The sequence below is a fragment of the Xylophilus rhododendri genome (assembly GCF_009906855.1).
GTDB lineage: Bacteria > Pseudomonadota > Gammaproteobacteria > Burkholderiales > Burkholderiaceae_C > Xylophilus > Xylophilus rhododendri.
This window is the reverse complement of record NZ_CP047650.1, coordinates 1,651,431-1,668,639: the sequence shown is the minus strand read 5'-3', so window position 1 is coordinate 1,668,639 and position 17,209 is coordinate 1,651,431. Positions and strand designations below refer to the sequence as shown.

The 17,209-nt window shown below is 69.4% G+C and carries 14 protein-coding genes; 7 read left to right on the top strand and 7 right to left on the bottom strand.

Annotated elements, in window-relative coordinates; all coding sequences use genetic code 11:
* Positions 1-34: 34 nt before the first annotated feature.
* Positions 35-1,051, bottom strand: coding sequence for an ABC transporter ATP-binding protein (locus GT347_RS07570; RefSeq protein ID WP_160551380.1), 1,017 nt, complete (start codon positions 1,049-1,051; stop codon positions 35-37).
* A 140-nt stretch (positions 1,052-1,191) separates the two neighbouring features.
* On the opposite strand from GT347_RS07570, the gene queE reads away from it, so the two are divergent.
* The 6 genes from queE (at position 1,192) to GT347_RS07540 (ending at position 6,039) form a co-directional block, all read left to right on the top strand.
* A complete protein-coding gene (gene queE, locus GT347_RS07565; RefSeq protein WP_160551379.1) occupies positions 1,192-1,854 on the top strand; it encodes a 7-carboxy-7-deazaguanine synthase in 663 nt (220 codons plus the stop codon).
* Between the two features lie 2 nt (positions 1,855-1,856).
* Positions 1,857-2,246, top strand: a complete 390-nt coding sequence (locus GT347_RS07560) for a 6-pyruvoyl trahydropterin synthase family protein (RefSeq protein ID WP_160551378.1) — start codon at positions 1,857-1,859, stop codon at positions 2,244-2,246.
* Between the two features lie 29 nt (positions 2,247-2,275).
* The gene (locus GT347_RS07555) at positions 2,276-3,319 is read left to right on the top strand and encodes an LLM class flavin-dependent oxidoreductase (protein ID WP_160551377.1); all 1,044 of its coding nucleotides are present in this window, start codon (positions 2,276-2,278) and stop codon (positions 3,317-3,319) included.
* A 68-nt stretch (positions 3,320-3,387) separates the two neighbouring features.
* A complete protein-coding gene (gspF, locus tag GT347_RS07550; RefSeq protein ID WP_160551376.1) occupies positions 3,388-4,605 on the top strand; it encodes a type II secretion system inner membrane protein GspF in 1,218 nt (405 codons plus the stop codon).
* Positions 4,606-4,608: 3 nt separating this feature from the next.
* Positions 4,609-5,580: a 5'-nucleotidase gene (locus GT347_RS07545; RefSeq protein ID WP_160551375.1), complete on the top strand. Its 972-nt coding sequence runs from the start codon at positions 4,609-4,611 to the stop codon at positions 5,578-5,580.
* A gap of 39 nt (positions 5,581-5,619) precedes the next feature.
* Positions 5,620-6,039 (top strand): EF-hand domain-containing protein, encoded by a 420-nt coding sequence (locus GT347_RS07540; protein ID WP_229722784.1) that lies wholly within the window; start codon positions 5,620-5,622, stop codon positions 6,037-6,039.
* Between the two features lie 4 nt (positions 6,040-6,043).
* Here the strand turns inward: GT347_RS07540 and GT347_RS07535 are convergent, their stop codons facing one another.
* The 6 genes from GT347_RS07535 to GT347_RS07510 all read right to left on the bottom strand — a co-directional run bounded on the left by GT347_RS07535 (position 6,044) and on the right by GT347_RS07510 (position 14,735).
* Positions 6,044-6,529, bottom strand: a complete 486-nt coding sequence (locus GT347_RS07535) for a hypothetical protein (RefSeq protein WP_160551374.1) — start codon at positions 6,527-6,529, stop codon at positions 6,044-6,046.
* Positions 6,530-6,689: 160 nt separating this feature from the next.
* Positions 6,690-7,727: a response regulator gene (locus tag GT347_RS07530; RefSeq protein WP_160551373.1), complete on the bottom strand. Its 1,038-nt coding sequence runs from the start codon at positions 7,725-7,727 to the stop codon at positions 6,690-6,692.
* On the bottom strand, positions 7,724-11,107 hold the full coding sequence (locus GT347_RS07525; RefSeq protein WP_160551372.1) for a PAS domain S-box protein: 3,384 nt from the start codon (positions 11,105-11,107) through the stop codon (positions 7,724-7,726). The genes GT347_RS07530 and GT347_RS07525 overlap by 4 nt, the downstream gene beginning before the upstream one ends.
* 127 nt (positions 11,108-11,234) lie before the next feature.
* Positions 11,235-11,993 carry a 7-cyano-7-deazaguanine synthase QueC gene (gene queC / locus GT347_RS07520; protein ID WP_160551371.1) on the bottom strand — a complete coding sequence of 253 codons (759 nt, stop codon included), beginning with the start codon at positions 11,991-11,993 and terminating at the stop codon, positions 11,235-11,237.
* A gap of 7 nt (positions 11,994-12,000) precedes the next feature.
* The gene (locus GT347_RS07515; RefSeq protein ID WP_160551370.1) at positions 12,001-12,468 is read right to left on the bottom strand and encodes a cyanophycin metabolism-associated DUF1854 family protein; all 468 of its coding nucleotides are present in this window, start codon (positions 12,466-12,468) and stop codon (positions 12,001-12,003) included.
* On the bottom strand, positions 12,468-14,735 hold the full coding sequence (locus GT347_RS07510; RefSeq protein ID WP_160551369.1) for a cyanophycin metabolism-associated ABC transporter: 2,268 nt from the start codon (positions 14,733-14,735) through the stop codon (positions 12,468-12,470). The genes GT347_RS07515 and GT347_RS07510 overlap by 1 nt, the downstream gene beginning before the upstream one ends.
* A 171-nt stretch (positions 14,736-14,906) precedes the next feature.
* Between GT347_RS07510 and GT347_RS07505 the strand changes: the two genes are divergently transcribed.
* A complete protein-coding gene (locus GT347_RS07505) occupies positions 14,907-17,123 on the top strand; it encodes a cyanophycin synthetase (RefSeq protein ID WP_160551368.1) in 2,217 nt (738 codons plus the stop codon).
* The last annotated feature ends 86 nt before the right edge of the window (positions 17,124-17,209 follow it).

Here is a 17,209-nt window from a genome sequence, read left to right as displayed (position 1 = left end):
AAGCTCCTGGTTGGAAGAAACGGATAAGGCTCGCTCAGGCGGCCAGCGGGTGGGCCTGCCTGGCCGCCCAGCTCAGCTGCACCGATTCGCCGGTGGCGTAGGGGCGGCTGGCGAAGACGGCCTCGGGCAACATGGCCGAGACGGCGCCGTTGCCGCCCGCGCCCGTGGCGTGCAGGCCGAGCAGCACATAGGTGCCCTGGTATTCGACGTCGGTCACCGTGCCGGCAAGTCCGGCGGCCGCGCTGCCGGCGGGCGCCACCTGCAGCTGGTCGGTGCGCACGGCGACCTTGCCGGCGGCTGTCTCGATCACGTTGTGGCCGCCCATGAAGCGGGCCACGAATTCGGTGGACGGTGCGTTGTAGACCTCGCGCGGCGCGCCGACCTGCTCGATGCGGCCACGGTTCATCACCACCATGGTGTCGGCCAGGGCCATGGCCTCTTCCTGCGAGTGGGTGACATGCACGAAGGTCAGGCCCAGGTCCTTCTGCCAGCGGCGCAGTTCGGCGCGCATCTGCACCCGCAGGAAGGGGTCGAGGGCGGACAAGGGTTCGTCGAGCAGCAGCACCCGCGGCTGGGTGGCCAGGGCGCGCGCCAGGGCCACGCGCTGCTGCTGGCCGCCCGAGAGTTCGGCCGGCTTGCGTTCGGCCAGCGGGCCCATGGCGACCCGGTCGAGCAGCTCCTGCGCGCGCAGGATGCGTTCGTCCTTCGCGACGCCGCGCATGCGCAGGCTGAAGGCCACGTTGTCGAGCGCGCTGAGATGGGGGAAGAGGGCGAAGCTCTGGAACATCATCGCCGTGCCGCGCTCGGCCGCCGGCAGCCCGGTGATGTTGCGGCCCTCCAGCAGGATGTCGCCCTCGCTGGCGGTCTCGTGCCCGGCGATCATGCGCAGCGTGGTGCTCTTGCCGCAGCCCGAGGGCCCCAGCAGGCAGCAGTAGCTGCCCGGCGCGATGCGCAGATCGATGCCATCCACGGCGGCGGCGCCGGAGGCATAACGCTTGGTCAAGGCCACCAGTTCGATGGCGGCGGGCTTGCGGATCGGCGTTTCGCTCATGGAGCAGGGCGTACGCAGAAAGCGTGCCAATCTGCATGCAAAAAGAATGCGCCGCACTGGTGCGGCCGATGCGTGAGGACCACACGCAAAGCCCGCCGAACCGGCGGACCACGCCAGACCAGCGACAATCCCGCCCTCTTATGGTGTACACGGTCAAGGAAATCTTCTACACGCTGCAGGGCGAAGGCGCGAACGCCGGACGCCCGGCGGTGTTCTGCCGCTTTGCCGGCTGCAATCTCTGGAACGGGCGGGAGGACGGCCGCACCGAGGCGGTCTGCCGCTTCTGCGACACCGATTTCGTCGGCACCGATGGCACGCTGGGCGGCAAGTTCCGCCAGGCGCAGGCGCTGGCCGCGCAGATCGCAGCGCTCTGGCCGGCGCACGACCGGGCGCACCGCCTGGTGGTGCTGACCGGCGGCGAGCCGCTGCTGCAGGTGGACGAGGCGCTGATCGCCGCCCTGCATGCCGAAGGCTTCGAGATCGCGGTCGAGACCAACGGCAGCGTGGCCGCGCCGCCCGGCATCGACTGGCTCTGCGTCAGTCCCAAGGCCGGCGCGCCCTGGGTGCAGCGCCAGGGGCAGGAGCTGAAGGTGGTGTGGCCGCAGGAAGGGCTGGATCTCGACGCGCTGGAAGCGGCCGACTTCAGCCACCGCTTCCTGCAGCCGATGGACGACACCGCCCGCCTGGGCCTCTCGGGCGGCCCGCACAACCTCGCCAACACCCGCACCTGCATCGAGCTGTGTATGGCCCGTCCGGCCTGGCGCCTTTCCCTCCAGACCCACAAGGTCACCGGTATTCGTTGAACATGCGTTTCGAAGTCAGTCAGGAGTTCTATTTCGACGCCGCCCACACGCTGGAGCGGGAGATCGAGGCGGCCGGCAGCCGGCGCATCCATGGGCATACCTACCATGCGCGCGCCACCGTGGCCGGGCCGCGCGATCCCGCCACCGGCATGGTGGTCGACCTGGGCCATCTGCGGGTGCAGCTGAAGAAGGTGCGCGAGCAGCTGGACCACCATCTGCTCGACGAAGTGCCGGGTCTCGGCGCGCCGACGATGGAGAACCTCTGCCTGTTCATCGCCCGGAAGCTGCGTGAAGCCGATTTCCCGGTGCATGCGGTCGAGGTCTGGCGCAAGGCAGGCGGCGACCGCTGCCGGCTGGAGATGACTCCCGAAGATCAGCTGCCCGGCTTGTAAAACCGCCTTCGGGCACACAGCTGGCTGCCATGGATACCTCTTTTCCCGATGATTCCGCCGACGTCCTGAAGAACGTCCGCCTTTCCCTGCTCGACCTGGTCGCGGTGCGCGAAGGCGGCACCGTGGCCGAGGCGCTGAAGATCGCGCTGGAGACGGCGCGCCATGTCGAGTCGCTGGGCTACACCCGCTACTGGATGGCCGAGCACCACAACATGGAAGGCATCGCCAGCTCGGCGACGGCGGTGCTGATCGGCCATGTGGCGGGCGGCACTTCCACCATCCGCGTGGGATCCGGCGGCGTGATGCTGCCCAACCATGCGCCGCTGGTGGTGGCCGAGGCCTTCGGCACGCTGGCCGAGCTGTATCCGGGCCGCATCGACCTGGGCCTGGGCCGCGCGCCGGGCACCGATCCGAACACCATGCGGGCGCTGCGCCGCGACCGCACCGAGACGGTGGACGACTTCCCCGCCGACGTGGCCGAGCTGCAGCGCCTGCTGGCGCCGGCGGTGCCGGGCCAGCGGCTGATCGCCACGCCGGGCGCGGGCACCGAGGTGCCGATCTGGCTGCTGGGCTCCAGCCTGTTCTCGGCCCAGCTGGCGGCCGAGCGCGGACTGCCCTACGCGTTCGCCTCCCACTTCGCGCCGCGCTACCTGCTGCAGGCGATCGAGCTGTACCGGGCGCGCTTCAAGCCTTCCGCGACCCTGGCCGAGCCCTATGTGGCCATCGGCGTGCCGATGATCGCCGCGCCCACCGACGAGGAGGCCGAGCTGCTGGCCACCAGCACCTACCGCCGGGTGCTGGGCATCCTGACCGGCCAGCGCGGCAAGCTGGGCGCGCCGGTGCCGGGTTTCGTGCAGGGCCTGTCGGCGCAGGAACGCGCCGGCATCTCCGACTTCCTGGCGCTGGCCGTGGTGGGCGGGCCGGAGACGGTGCGCGCCGGCCTGCAGTCCATCGTGGCGCAGACCGGCGCCGACGAACTCATCTTCGTCAGCGACGTGTTCGATCCCCAGCTGCGCCTGCGTTCGCTGGAGATCGCCGCGCAGGCGGTCCGCTCGGCTGCCGTGGCAGCCTGAGGCCGTCATCGCCCGGTAGGCAGTCGCGGCGACAATAGGGCTTTGCCCAGACCCCCAGAAGCCCGCGCATGCCTGCCTATTCCTTCGAAGCACTCGACGCCCAGGGCCGCTCCCGCAAGGGCATGCTGGAAGCCGACAGCGCCCGCGCCGCGCGCGGCCTGCTGCGCGCCCAGGCCCTGGTGCCGCTGGCGGTGGAGCCGGTGGCGGCCAACAGCAGTCCGGCCGGCAGCATCCAGCTCTTCGGCCGGCGGGTGTTCAGCACCTCGGGCCTGTCGATCTGGACACGCCAGATCGCCGGCCTGGTCGGCGCCGGCCTGCCGCTGGAGCGGGCGCTGAGCGCCCTGGCCGACGAATCCGAGGACGAGCGCCAGCACGCCCTGCTGGCCACGCTGCGCGCCGAGGTCAATGCCGGCGCCACCTTCGCCCGCTCGCTGGCGCAGCATCCGCGCGAGTTCGATCCGGTGTTCTGCGCGGTGATCGCCGCCGGCGAGCAGACCGGCAATCTCGCCCTGGTGCTGGAGCGCCTGGCCGACGACCTGGAGGAGCGGCAGGCGCTCAAGGGCAAGCTGATCGGCGCTTCGCTCTATCCGGCCATCGTGACGGTGGTGGCCATCGTCATCGTGCTGTTCCTGGTGAGCTATGTGGTGCCGCAGGTGGCATCGGTCTTCGTGGGCACCAAACGTGCGCTGCCTTTCCTGACGGTGGCGATGCTGGCGATCAGCGACGCGGTGCGGCATTACGGCTGGGCCATCCTGGGTGTGCTGGCCATCGTCGCCGTGCTGGTGCGCACCGCCTATGGCCGGCCGCCGCTGCGCATGCGCATCGACGCGGCCTGGCTGCGCATCCCGGTGATCGGCCGACTGGCCCGCGGCTACAACGCCGCGCGTTTCACCGGCACGCTGGCCCTGCTGGCCTCGGCCGGCGTGCCCATCCTGCGGGCGCTGCAGGCGGCTTCCGAGACCCTGCACAACCAGGCGATGCGGGCCGATGCGATGGATGCCCTGGTGCTGGTGCGCGAAGGTGCGCCGCTGGCCTCGGCGCTGGCGCAGAAGAAGCGTTTCCCGGGGCTGGTGGCCATGTTCGCCCGCCTGGGCGAGCAGACCGGCGAGCTGCCGCTGATGCTGCAGCGCGCGGCCAACCAGCTCTCGGCCGAGGTGCAGCGCCGGGCGATGGCGCTGGCGACCATCCTGGAGCCCCTGCTCATCGTGGTGATGGGCCTAGTGGTCATGATGATCGTGCTGGCGGTGCTCCTGCCGATCATCCAGTTGAACCAATTCGTGAAGTAAGCCATGGCCGTGACCCTCGACGACAAGCTGGTGGTGGCGATCTCCTCGCGCGCCCTGTTCGACTTCGAGGAAGAAAACCGCATCTTCGACAAGGAAGATCCAGGCCCCTACATGCAGCTGCAGCTCGACCGGCTGGATGTGCCGGCCCGCTCCGGCGTGGCCTTCTCGCTGGTCAAGAAGCTGCTGGCCTTCAACACGCCCGACCAGCGCCGGGTGGAGGTGGTGGTCCTGTCGCGCAACGACCCGGTCAGCGGCATGCGCATCTTCCGTTCGGCCGAAGCCGCGCACGTGCCGCTGGAGCGCGGTGTGTTCACCCAGGGCCGCGACCCCTTCCGCTACCTGAAGCCGCTGGGCGCCAAGCTCTTCCTGTCGGCCAACGAGGACGACGTGCGCCAGGCCCTGGCCCAGGGCCATCCGGCCGCGCGGGTGCTGACCGAATCGCGCCAGGCCGGCGGCAACTATCCGGACGAAGTGCGCATCGCCTTCGACGGCGACGCGGTGCTGTTCTCCGACGAGGCCGAGCGCGTGTTCCAGCAGCGCGGCCTGGATGCCTTCCAGGCCCACGAGCGCGGCAAGGCGGCCATGCCGCTGCCCGACGGCCCCTTCAAGCCCCTGCTGGTGGCCCTGCACAAGCTGCAGCAGGCGACGGCTGGCGGCATGCGCATCCGCACCGCGCTGGTGACGGCGCGCAGCGCGCCGGCGCATGAGCGCGCCATCCGCACGCTGATGCAATGGAACATCGCGGTCGATGAGGCGATGTTCCTCGGCGGGCTGGAGAAAGGCGTGTTCCTGCGCGAGTTCGAGCCCGATTTCTTCTTCGACGACCAGACCGGCCATGTGCGCTCGGCCGCCCGCCATGTGCCGGCCGGCCATGTGATGCCCGCGCCGATCGAGCCCTTGCCGGCCGATTCACCGGCCGAGCCGCCGGCCCTGCCGCGCGAGGGTGCCGAGGCGCCGCCGCTGCCGCAGGCCTGAGCCGGACGTCTTTTTCCCTTTTCCTGGAGCCTGATTCCCATGCGATCGATTCGACTGCCGCTGCTCGGCACGCTGGCGCTGTGCTGCGCCGTTTCCGCCCTGGCCCAAAACACGGTGCTGGAGACCATTCCCGGCACCCCTTCGGCCGCCGAGGCAGCCTCCACGCCGGTGCACAGCAAGGGCGAGGAGCTGGCCGCCAAGCAGTTCGGCTGGCTCGATGCCAACCGCGACGGCTATCTCAGCCGCGACGAAGTGGCGCTGTTCCCGCGCCTGCGCGATGCCTTCGACGAGGCCGACCAGGACCATGACAACCGGGTGAGTTTCGACGAGATCCGCGGCCTGGCTGCGCAGAAGCGCGCCGAGCGGGCGCGTGCCGAGGCCACCGCGCCGGCCAACGCCTCGCGCTACACCGAGCAGACCACACCCAAGGTCCGGCCGGTGCCGATGAAGGAGTGGTGAGCCCTCAGGCCCCTTCGGTGGAGCCGGTCTTGCGGACCTTGCTCGGATCGGTATAGACCAGCGGCGCGCTCTTGCCGTTGGCGTCCTGCTGGGACTGTTTGGTCGCCTGGGCCAGTGCCTGCGCCTGGGTGGTGGCATCGACCGCCTGGGCGCTGGCGCGCCAGAGGCTGTTGAATTGATCGATCAGCAGCTGGTAGAGCGGCGGCTTGATCGCTTCCTTTTCCTTTTCCTTCTTCTCGGCAGCGGCCTTGGCGGTGCTGGCCCAGTCGCTGTTGCTGGCGTCGGCCGAAGGGGTGTCGGCGGTCTTGGCGCCGTTGCTGACCGTCAGGTAGTCGCTTTTTTCGCTGCTCGGATGCGTCACGCCGGCGCGCAAAGGCTCGGCGGCCGCCTTGGCGGTTTCGGCCTGGGAGCTGGTGCCGGATGCGGTCGCACCCGCGCCATCGGCCTTGACCACGACGGCAATGCTTCTGTCCACAGGTGAAATTTGCATGGCGTTTCTCCGCTCGATAAAGCCGGGGCGCGGCTCGCAGCGCCCCGGGGAATCTGGAAAAAGGGGCGGCCTCAACCCATTAACGGCACTTCAACGCGGAAATTTAGGCCTTTTTTACCTGTCTTTTCGAGCTTTATGCAGAAACCGTCATCGCCCGGCCTCAACCCGCCATGGCTTCGGCGGGCAGCGGCGCGGCCTTTTCTTCCGGGAAGCGTTCACGCACTGCCAGGATGGCCGGCAGATTCGCTAGGAAGAGTTCCACCAGCGTCGGGTCGAAATGCTGGCCCGCCTGCTCGCGCAACAGGTCGAGGGCCTTTTCCACCGGCCAGGCATTCTTGTAAGGGCGTTCGCTGGTGAGGGCATCGAACACGTCGGCGATCGCCACGATGCGGCCGGCCAGCGGGATTTCCTCGCCCTTCAAGCCATTGGGGTAGCCGCTGCCGTCCCATTTCTCGTGGTGGGTCAGCGTGACCTGCTGGGCGGTGTGCAGCACGCCGTGCTGGTGCTCGCCGATGATGCGTGCGCCGATCTCCACATGGCTGCGCATCACATCCCATTCGTGGGGATCGAGCTTGCCGTTCTTGCGCAGGATGGCGTCCGGAATGCCGATCTTGCCGATGTCGTGCATCGGCGCGGCATGCAGCAGGTCCTCGGCCTCGCGCTCGGAATAACCGGCGGCCAGGGCCAGGATCTGCGAGTAGTGGCTCATGCGCAGCACATGCATGCCGGTCTCGTTGTCCTTGTATTCGGCGGCCAGGCCCAGGCGCTGCACGATCTGCAGGCGGGTGTGCAGCAGCTCTTCCACCCGCACCAGCGAGAGGTGGGTGCGTACCCGCGCCCGCACGATGGGCGGGCTGATCGGCTTGGTGATGTAGTCCACGCCGCCGGCCTCGAAGCCGGCGGCCTCGGAGCGGTTGTCGGCCAGCGCGGTGACGAAGATCACCGGGATGTGGGCGATGCCCGGCGTGGCGCGCATGGCGCGGCAGACCTCGTGGCCGGTCATGCCCGGCATCATCACGTCGAGCAGCACCATGTCGGGCTGTTCGCTGGCGGCGAGTTCGAGCGCACGCACGCCGTCGCGGGCGAAGAGCAGGCGATATTGGTCCTGCAGGGTGTGGCGCAGCACCTGCAGGTTGACCGGTTCGTCGTCGACCAGCAGCAGGGTGGCTTGGCCGCCGGAGCGGGTATTGGGGCTCATGCGGCCATTCTTTCGGCGACGGGGGCGAGCGGCCGCAACAGGTTGGCGGCGCGCTCGAAATCGAATTGGCCGATGGCATCGGCCAGCAAATCAGCCAGGGCGAAGTCGCCGCGCTGGCGCAGGGCCTGGTCGATGGCCTGCAGCGCGGCGCTGTCGATCTCGCCGCGGGTCAGGGCGGCCAGCGCGGGCAGCGCGGGCAGCGCGGCCGACAGCTGCGGTGTGCCGTCGCCGACGGCGGCCTCGCCCGGCCGCGGGCCGGCCTGCAGGGCACGCACGGCTTCGAGCGCACGGGTGATCTCGCACTGCAGCCGGGCCAGCTCGATCGGCTTGGCCACGAAGCCGTCCATGCCGGCTTCGCTGGCGGCGCGGCGATCTTCCTCCAGCACGCTGGCGGTCAGGGCGACGATGGCGGTGCGCGGCCGCGTCTGGCTGGATTCGAGGGCGCGGATGCGGCGGGTCGCCCCGCAGCCGTCGGTGCCGGGCATGTGCACGTCCATCAGCACCAGGTCGAAGCGGCCGGCGCTCCAGGCGCTGACGGCGGCCGCGCCGTCGGTGGCGACCTCGACCTGGTGGCCGTCGGCCTCCAGCACGATGCGCAGCAGCTCGGCGTTCTGGGCGATGTCGTCGACCACCAGCACCGAGAGTTGCGGCGTGTCCTGGCGCGGCGCCACCGGCTCGGCGGTCTTCGGCAGGGCGGGCTCGGCCGCCGGCAAGGCCACATGGATGTGGAACACGCTGCCTTCGCCCAGCCGGCTTTGCACCGCGATGCGGCCACCCATCAGCCCCACCAGCTGCTGGGCGATGGTGATGCCCAGGCCGGTGCCGCCGAAACGCCGGCTCATCGAGGCGTCGGCCTGCGAGAAGGGCTGGAAGATGGCGTCGATGCGGTCCGGCGCGATGCCGATGCCGGTGTCGTGCACGGCGATGTGCAGCGGCACCATGCCCGGCTGCGGTGCTTCTTTGCCGTCCTCGCGCCGCACCACCACCCGCACCGAGCCCTGTTCGGTGAACTTCACCGCATTGCTCACCAGGTTGACCAGCACCTGGCGCAGCCGCATCGGGTCGCCGCGGAAGTGTTCGGACAGGGTGTCCTCGTATTCGAGCCGTACCGCGACCTGCTTGGACATGGCGCCGATGCGCAGCGAATCGGTCACCTGCCGGGTCAGCTCGCGCAGGGAGAAGTCGCGCTGCTCCAGCTCCATCGCGCCTTTTTCGAGCTTGGCGGTGTCGAGCACGCTGTTGAGCAGGTCGAGCAGCGAGCCGGCGGAATGGCGCACGATCTCCAGGTGGCTGCGCTGCATGCCGGAGAGCTGGGTGTCCAGCAGCAGTTCGGTGAAGCCGATCACCGCGTTCATCGGCGTGCGGATCTCGTGGCTCATGTTGGCCAGGAAGGCGGCGCGGGCGGCCGCGGCCTGCTCGGCGCGGTCCTTGGCCTCGCCGAGGGCCTGGTGCACCGCGCGGCGCTCGCTCACGTCGCTGGCGAACTTGACGATCTTCAGCAGCCGGCCGTCGGCGCCCAGCACCGGGTTGTAGGAGGCATGCAGCCAGACGGGTCGGCCGTCCTTGCCGAAGCGCTCGTATTCGCCGATGTGGAATTCGCCGCGCCTGAGCGTGTTCCAGAACTCGGTGTAGCCGGGGCTGGTGACATAGTCCGGCGCGCAGAACATGGCGTGGCGCTGGCCGCGGATCTCTTCGAGCGTGTAGCCCAGGAGCCTCAGGAAGTTGTCGTTGGCGGTCAGCACCCGGCCGGCCACGTCGAACTCGATCACCGCCAGCGCATGGCCGATGGCGCGCACCGTGCCTTCGAATTCGGCGGTGCGCAGCTTGGCCTCGGTGACATCGACCATCACCCCGTCGATATGCGGCGCGCTGCCGTCGATCGGCACCTCGACCTCGCAGTTCGAGGCGATCCAGCGGTGGCTGCCGTCGGCGTGGATCACCCGGTGCTCGATGCGGAAATCGTGCATGCCCGGGCTGGCGGAGACCGCGGCGACCGCCGCCTCCACCTTGGCCGCGTCGTCCGGGTGCACCACGTCGCGCATGTTCAGCCGGCCGCTCATGAATTCGGTGGCCGACCAGCCGACGATGGAGCGGATCTGCTCGCTCATGAAGGGCGTGCTGAGCCGCTCGTCGAGCCGGATGCGGAAGAAGGCGCCGGGCACGTTGCGGATCAGCGCGCCGTGCTGGGCCTCGCGCTCGCGCAGGGCGCGTTCGGTGCGTTTCTGCTCGCCGATGTCGCTGATGAAGGCCACGAAGATCTGCTCATTGGGCATCACCACCCGGCCGATCGACAGGCGGGCTTCCACCACGCGGCCGTCCGGCCGGCGGATCTCCACCTCGCGCACCAGGCCGCCGGCGGGCGTGCTGCCGTCTGGCAGCGGCCGGCCGCCCATGTAGGCCTGCAGCATCTCGTCGGCCGTGACCAGCAGGGCATCCAGCCGCCGGCCCATCATGCTGACGGCGCTGTGGCCGCTGACTCGTTCGGCCGAGCGGTTGAAGCGGTAGATGCGGCCACGCGCATCGAGCACCACGATGCCTTCGGCGGTGCCGTCGACCACCGACTGCAGCCGCTGCTCATTGCTGCGCAGCAGTGCGACCATGGCGCGGTAGTGCAGCAGGCCCCAGATGCTGCCGAACACCGCGATCAGCAGCAGCGACACCAGGGCCACGCCCAGGGCCAGCGTCATCGGCGGGCCGGCATCGGCGAAGGCCGGATCGGCCGCGCCCACGAAAATCGCGGCATGCATGCCCACATAGTGGGTGCAGGCGATGCCCAGGCCGAGCACCGTGCCGCCGGCAACGCTGGCGATGCCCACCGACAGACCCCGCACCCGTGCCAGCGCCCCGTGCACCTGCAGCGCCAGCACCGACAGGCCCACGCCCACCGCCAGCGACAGGGCGAACCACAGCGGGTCGTAACGCAGCTGCGGCGCCAGCGACATGGCCGCCATGCCGCTGTAGTGCATGGCGCCGATGCCGGCGCCGATCAGCACGCCGCTGGCCACACGCTGGCGCTGCGTCGGGGCCGCGCGTGTCATCAGCAGCACCGCGACAAAAGCGGCGGCCAGCCCGGGCAGCATGGTCAGCAGCGTGGGCAGGGCGTGATAGGAGACGGCGGTGCAGAGCCGGAAGGCCAGCATGCCGATGAAATGCATGGACCAGATGCCGGCGCCCAGGATGAAGCTGGCCGACACGATGGCCAGCGCCCGGGCCGGCCGTCCGGCGTTGTGCGAGGTGACGCCGGCGATCTGCAGCGCGGCGATGCTGGCGAGCACCGCCATGACCAGCGACAGGGCCACGATGGAGCCGTCGTAGTTCCCCATCAGCAAGGCCGAGGGTGCGATCTGCGAGGCGGGCAGGAATTCGAGCGGAGAAAACATGGGGTGAGGGCAGGCACGGGAAAGCCACCCTCCCGCTGTTGCAGAAGGATACGCAGCATGCCAAAAACCGGATGTGTCTCCCAGGTAATCCCCTGGAAGCCGAGCAGAAATCCGCGCGTTTGTGCGCTTAAAGCGACACGTTGTCCGGCAAATTCACCGCTTTGTCACGCCGGGCCGACCACTTCTCGAAGCCGCGCATGCGCAGCTCGCAGGCCGGGCAGCTGCCGCAGCCATAGCCCCAGGCATGGCGGTGCTCGCGGTCGCCGAGGTAGCAGGTGTGGGTGTATTCGACGATCAGGTCGATCAGCGCGCTTGCGCCGTTTTCCTGTCCGCTGGCCGCGCCCAGCTGTTCGGCCAGCGCCCAGGTGTCGGCCTTGTCGATCCACATCAGGGGCGTGTCGACCAGGAAGCGCCGGTCCATGCCCAGCGAGAGCGCCAGCTGCATGGCCTTCATGGTGTCGTCGCGGCAATCCGGGTAGCCGGAGAAGTCGGTCTCGCAGACGCCGGTGACCAGCACCTCCAGCCCGCGCCGGTAGGCCAGTGCAGCCGCCAGTGTCATGAACAGCAGGTTGCGGCCGGGCACGAAGGTGTTGGGCAGGCCGCTCTTTTCCATGGCGAAGGCGGTGTCGCGGGTGAGCGAGGTATCGCTCACCTGGCCGAGCACCGCCAGGTCCAGCAGATGGTCTTCGCCCAGCTTGTGCGCCCATTGCGGGAAAAGGGCGCGGATCTGCGCCAGCACCTCGATGCGGGCGACCAGCTCCACATGGTGGCGCTGGCCGTAATCGAAGCCGACGGTTTCCACCCGCTCGAAGCGCGAGAGGGCGGATGCCAGGCAGGTGGTGGAGTCCTGGCCGCCGGAAAACAGGACGAGGGCGGTCTTGTGCATGAAAAAATCAGAGGAAACGGTCGAGGATTTTGCGCGAAGGCTTGTCCAGCGCGTTGCGGTCCTTGATCAGGAAATGCGGCCCTTGCCCGCTGGCCACCAGCAGGCCGTTGTCGGGCAGGCGGCGCAGGTCATCCTCGCTGCGCAGCAGCAGGTTGGTGGGGCCGCGGTCGGTCTCCACCGTCCAGTGGCTGGGGGTGGAGAAGGTGGAGACGGCGACGATGCGGCGGATCTCCGGGATCATGTCGCGGCTGTCGAGCTCGGTGCGGATCAGCTCGCGCGAGGCCTCGTCCAGCTCGTCCAGATGCGGAATCCAGCGCCGCTCGTGGCCGTCGCTGCCGACCAGCGAAATGCCTTCCGAGGGCGCGGCCAGCGGGAAGGCGCGCACGGGCGTGACGACTTCCTCGACGGCGCGCAGGTCGGTCATCAGCAAACGGCCGAAGCTGTCGCGCGAAAGCTTGAGATGGGTGGTGGGCATCAGGACTCTCCCGAGGGGTGGGCCGAATGGGTGCCGACGGCCGAGGCGATCGAGGGCGCCATCTTGAGTTCCTCGATGTTCTCCTGGTCCACCTGCCGCAGCTGCGCCTGGTAGAGCCGGAAATAGTGGCCGCCGCGGGCGATCAGCTCGTCGTGCGGTCCCACCTCGACCACCTGGCCGCGGTCCATCACCACCAGGCGGTCGGCCTTGCGCAGGGTGGACAGGCGGTGGGCGATGGCCAGCGTGGTGCGGCCCTGCACCAGGTTGTCGAGGGCGCGCTGGATCTCCTTCTCGGTCTCGGTGTCCACCGCGGAGGTGGCCTCGTCCAGGATCAGGATGCGCGGGTCGATCAGCAGCGCCCGGGCGATCGAGATGCGCTGGCGTTCGCCGCCCGACAGGCCCTGTCCGCGCTCGCCCACCAGCGAGTCGTAGCCGTGCGCCAGGCGCAGGATGAAGTCGTGCGCATGGGCGGCGCGGGCGGCGGCGACGATCTCCTGGCGGCTCGCGTCCGGCCGGCCGTAGGCGATGTTCTCGGCGATGGTGCCGAAGAAGAGAAAAGGCTCCTGCAGCACCAGGCCGATGTGCTGGCGGTAGTCGGCCACGCGGTAGCGGCGGATATCGTGGCCGTCCACCGAGATCGAGCCCTCGGTCACGTCGTAGAAGCGGCTGATCAGGTTGACCAGGGTGCTCTTGCCCGAGCCGCTGTGGCCGACCAGGCCGATCATCTCGCCGGGCTTGATGTCCAGGTCCAGGTCGCGCACCACCGAGCGGCTGCCGTAGCGGAAGTTCACCCCGCGCAGGGTGATCGCGCCGCGCGGCGTGGGGTAGGGCACCGGATTGGCCGGCTCCGGCACGTTGGAGACATGGTCCAGGATGTCGAAGATGCGCTTGGCGCCGGCGGCTGCCTTCTGGGTGATCGAGACGATGCGGCTCATCGAGTCGAGCCGGGTGTAGAAGCGGCCGATGTACGCCAGGAAGGCGGTCAGCACACCCACGGTGATGCTCTGGTGCGCCACCAGCCAGATGCCGAAACCCCAGACGATCAGCAGGCCGATCTCGGTCAGCAGCGACACGGTGGGGGTGAACAGCGACCAGGTGCGGTTGATGCGGTCGTTGACCTGCAGGTTGCGGGTGTTGGCGGCGCGGAAACGCTCGCCCTCGCGCTTTTCCTGGGCGAAGGCCTTGACCACCCGGATGCCGGGAATGGTGTCGGCCAGCACGTTGGTGACCTCGGAGAAGGCGCGGTCCACCTTCTCGAAGCCGGTGCGCAGGCGGTCGCGCACCACATGGATCATCCAGGCGATCAGCGGCAGCGGCACCAGGGTGGCCAGGGCCAGCCAGGGGTTGATCGAGAACAGGATGCCGGCGGTCATCAGCATCATCAGCACGTCGGTGGCGAAATCCAGCGCGTGCAGGGAGAGGAAGACGTTGATGCGGTCGGTCTCCGCACCCAGGCGCGCCATCAGATCACCGGTGCGCTTGCTGCCGAAGTATTCGAGCGAGAGCTGCAGCAGGTGGTTGAAGGTGGCGGTGCGCAGGTCGGCGCCGATGCGCTCGGACACCAGCGCCAGCAGGTAGGTGCGCGCCCAGCCCAGCGCCCAGGCGACCAGGGCCGAGGCGAACAGGCCGCCCAGGTAGAGGGCCACGTGGGAGGTGTCGATCGCCTGGCCGTTCTGGAAGGGGATCAGGATCTCGTCCATCAGCGGGATGGTGAGATAGGGCGGCACCAGCGTGGCGGCGGTCGAACCCAGCGTCAGCAGCAGGCCGGCCAGCAGCTGCCAGCGGTAGGGATGGGCGAAGCGCCACAGGCGCAGCAGCACCCAGGTGGAGGGAGCTGCTTCGGAGGGGGCGATCTTGTCCTCGATGTCGGCGAGCGCTGGCTCCGCCTGGTGGGCGCCGGCCTGCACTTCCTCGAAACGGCTTTGCAGTTCCAGCACCTGGGGCTGGACCGACAGCGTGTATCTCCAGACGGCAAGCCGGGTGCTGGCATCGCACAGATCCAGCGTACCGACGCCGCCGTGGTCGCTCATCGAAAGTCGCAAACCGGGTTGAAGCGGCCACTCGCTCCACGGTTGACCGGCGTCGCCGGAAGCCATCAGGCGTCGGTCGGTCAACACCACCAGACCGTCCGAGAAACGTAGTGTTACATCGAGGTCAACCGATAACACGGTTAACACGTTCTCACTGGCAGTGAGCGGAGGAGCCTCGGCCTGTGCGAGGCGCTCCGACCATCCGACAGTGGCGATTACGGGAACAGGATGTTGCATTTTCGAGAGATGGCGTTCGACCACCGGGCGGCACTCGACGAAGCGGGCGATTGTGAAGCAATCGTGCATCACGCCGTTACAAGTGCCTGTTTCCGTATGCACCGAACCGACGCGGGTTTTTTCCTCCCGCCCAGCGACAGCGCTTTTCCAAGGCGGCCAAACATGACTTCCATGGCAACCAAGAACGACATCCGCATCCTCGACGTGCGTTACCTGCACGGCTCGAACATCTGGACCTACCGCGAGGTGCTGGAAGTCCGCCTGGACCTGGGCGAGCTGGAGCAGTTCCCGTCCAACACCCTGCCGGGCCTGAACCAGCGCCTGGCGACCTGGCTGCCCGCGCTGATCGAGCACACCTGCAGCCCCGGCGAGCGCGGCGGTTTCCTGCAGCGCCTGGAGGGCGGCACCTGGATGGGCCATGTGCTGGAGCATGTGATCATCGAGCTGCTCAACCTCTCCGGCATGCCGACCACCTTCGGCCAGACCCGCGAAACCACCGTCAGCGGCATCTACAAGATGGTGTTCCGCGCGCCCGATGAGGCCGTCGCCCGCGTGGCGCTGGCGCAAGGCCACGCCCTGCTGATGGCCGCGATCAACGACAAGCCCTTCGACGTGCCCGCCGCCGTGGCGGCGGTGCGCACCCAGATCGACCGTTCCTTCCTCGGCCCGAGCACCGACTGCATCGTCACCGCCGCCGCCGACCGCAAGATCCCCCACATCCGCCTGAACGCCGGCAACCTGGTGCAGCTGGGCTACGGCAAGCGCCAGCGCCGGATCTGGACGGCGGAGACCGACCGCACCAGCGCCATCGCCGAAGGCATCGCGCAAGATAAAGACCTGACCAAGATGCTGCTGACCGCCTGCGGCGTGCCGGTGCCCGAAGGCCAGGTCGTGACCAGCGCCGCCGAGGCCTGGGACATCGCGCAGGACATCGGCCTGCCGGTCGTCGTCAAGCCCTCCGACGGCAACCATGCCCGCGGCGTCACGCTGGACCTGCGCGCCCAGGCCGACATCGAGGCCGCTTTCCACCTGGCCGAGGCCGAGGGCAGCGGCGTGATCGTCGAGCGTTTCATCGAAGGCACCGAACACCGCCTGCTGGTGGTGGGCGGCAAGGTCTTCGCCGCCACCCGCGGCGAGCCGGTGTGGGTGACTGGCGACGGCGCCGCCAATGTCGAGCAGCTGATCGCGCTGCAGATGAACAGCGACCCGCGCCGTGGCGTGGAGCACCAGTTCCCGCTGACCACCATCGACGTGCACAAGGACGGCGGCGTGCAGCTCGAACTGCGCCGCCAGCAGCTGACGGCCGCCAGCGTGCCGGCGGCGGGCGAGCGGGTGCTGATCCAGCGCACCGGCAACATGGCCATCGACTGCACCGACGAAGTCCATCCCGACGTGGCCCATGCCGCCGCCCTGGCCGCGCGTGCCGTCGGCCTGGACATCGCCGGCATCGACATGGTGACACGCGACGTGTCGCGCCCGCTGTCCGCCACCCGCGGCGCCATCGTGGAAGTCAACGCCGGCCCCGGCCTGCTGATGCACCTGAAACCCATCCACGGCAAGCCGCGCCCGGTGGGCCGCGCCATCTGCGACCACCTGTTCGCCGCCGACGACGGCGGCCGCATCCCGCTGGTCGGCGTGGCCGGCACCCGCCATACCGCGGCCATCTCACGCCTGGTCGCCTGGATCGCCCACCTGGACGGCAAGTCCACCGGCGTGGCCTGCCGCGACGGCCTGTTCCTGGACCGCCGCTGCCACGACGCCGCCGACAGCACCCACTGGCAGGCCGGCGAACGCCTGCTGATCAACCGCAACGTGGAAGTGGCGGTGATCGAGAACCCGGCCGCCACCATCCTGCGCGACGGCCTGGCCTACGACCGCTGCCAGATCGGCATCGTCACCGACTTCGACGGCATCGAGGCCCTGGCCGAATTCGACGTGCACACGCCCGAGCACATGCGCAAGGCGCTGCGCACCCAGGTCGACGTGGTGCTGCCCGGCGGCTGCGCGGTGCTCAATGCCGCCGATGCGCATGTGGCCGAACTGGCGCCGCTGTGCGACGGCGAAGTGATCTTCTATGCCGCCGACCCGGCCACGCCCGCCCTGGTGGCGCACTGCGCCGCCGGCGGCCGGGGCGTGACCATGCGCAACGGCCGTGTGGCCATGGTGGTCAACAGCCAGGACGTGCCGCTGTCCGGCCTGGGCGCGCTCGACGGCTGGCGCAAGCGCCACGGCGAGCTGCCCGACGAGGCCATGCTGGCCGCCGTCGCCGCCGGCTGGGCGCTGGGCGTGCACCCGCGCCTGATCGGCGCCGGCCTGGAAGCCTTCGAATGCGAAGCCGGCGTGGCCCTGGTGCACAGCGCCGCCGAAGAGTTCGCCGAAGCCGCCTGAGCGGCCCGCCGCCCCACCATCTCACCGCCAGCCGCGGCCCGCCGGACCTTCGCGCCGGCCGGCCGCAGTCCCCACGACGGAACCCA

What these genes read in the sequence shown, in the direction of transcription:
- GT347_RS07505 (WP_160551368.1), top strand. Translation starts at nt 14,907, where the DNA reads ATGGCAACCAAGAACGACATCCGCATCCTCGACGTGCGTTACCTGCAC.
- queE (WP_160551379.1), top strand. Translation starts at nt 1,192, where the DNA reads ATGGTGTACACGGTCAAGGAAATCTTCTACACGCTGCAGGGCGAAGGC.
- queC (WP_160551371.1), bottom strand. Translation starts at nt 11,993, where the DNA reads ATGCACAAGACCGCCCTCGTCCTGTTTTCCGGCGGCCAGGACTCCACC.
- GT347_RS07560 (WP_160551378.1), top strand. Translation starts at nt 1,857, where the DNA reads ATGCGTTTCGAAGTCAGTCAGGAGTTCTATTTCGACGCCGCCCACACG.
- GT347_RS07540 (WP_229722784.1), top strand. Translation starts at nt 5,620, where the DNA reads ATGCGATCGATTCGACTGCCGCTGCTCGGCACGCTGGCGCTGTGCTGC.
- GT347_RS07535 (WP_160551374.1), bottom strand. Translation starts at nt 6,529, where the DNA reads ATGCAAATTTCACCTGTGGACAGAAGCATTGCCGTCGTGGTCAAGGCC.
- gspF (WP_160551376.1), top strand. Translation starts at nt 3,388, where the DNA reads ATGCCTGCCTATTCCTTCGAAGCACTCGACGCCCAGGGCCGCTCCCGC.
- GT347_RS07555 (WP_160551377.1), top strand. Translation starts at nt 2,276, where the DNA reads ATGGATACCTCTTTTCCCGATGATTCCGCCGACGTCCTGAAGAACGTC.
- GT347_RS07570 (WP_160551380.1), bottom strand. Translation starts at nt 1,051, where the DNA reads ATGAGCGAAACGCCGATCCGCAAGCCCGCCGCCATCGAACTGGTGGCC.
- GT347_RS07510 (WP_160551369.1), bottom strand. Translation starts at nt 14,735, where the DNA reads ATGCAACATCCTGTTCCCGTAATCGCCACTGTCGGATGGTCGGAGCGC.
- GT347_RS07530 (WP_160551373.1), bottom strand. Translation starts at nt 7,727, where the DNA reads ATGAGCCCCAATACCCGCTCCGGCGGCCAAGCCACCCTGCTGCTGGTC.
- GT347_RS07525 (WP_160551372.1), bottom strand. Translation starts at nt 11,107, where the DNA reads ATGTTTTCTCCGCTCGAATTCCTGCCCGCCTCGCAGATCGCACCCTCG.
- GT347_RS07545 (WP_160551375.1), top strand. Translation starts at nt 4,609, where the DNA reads ATGGCCGTGACCCTCGACGACAAGCTGGTGGTGGCGATCTCCTCGCGC.
- GT347_RS07515 (WP_160551370.1), bottom strand. Translation starts at nt 12,468, where the DNA reads ATGCCCACCACCCATCTCAAGCTTTCGCGCGACAGCTTCGGCCGTTTG.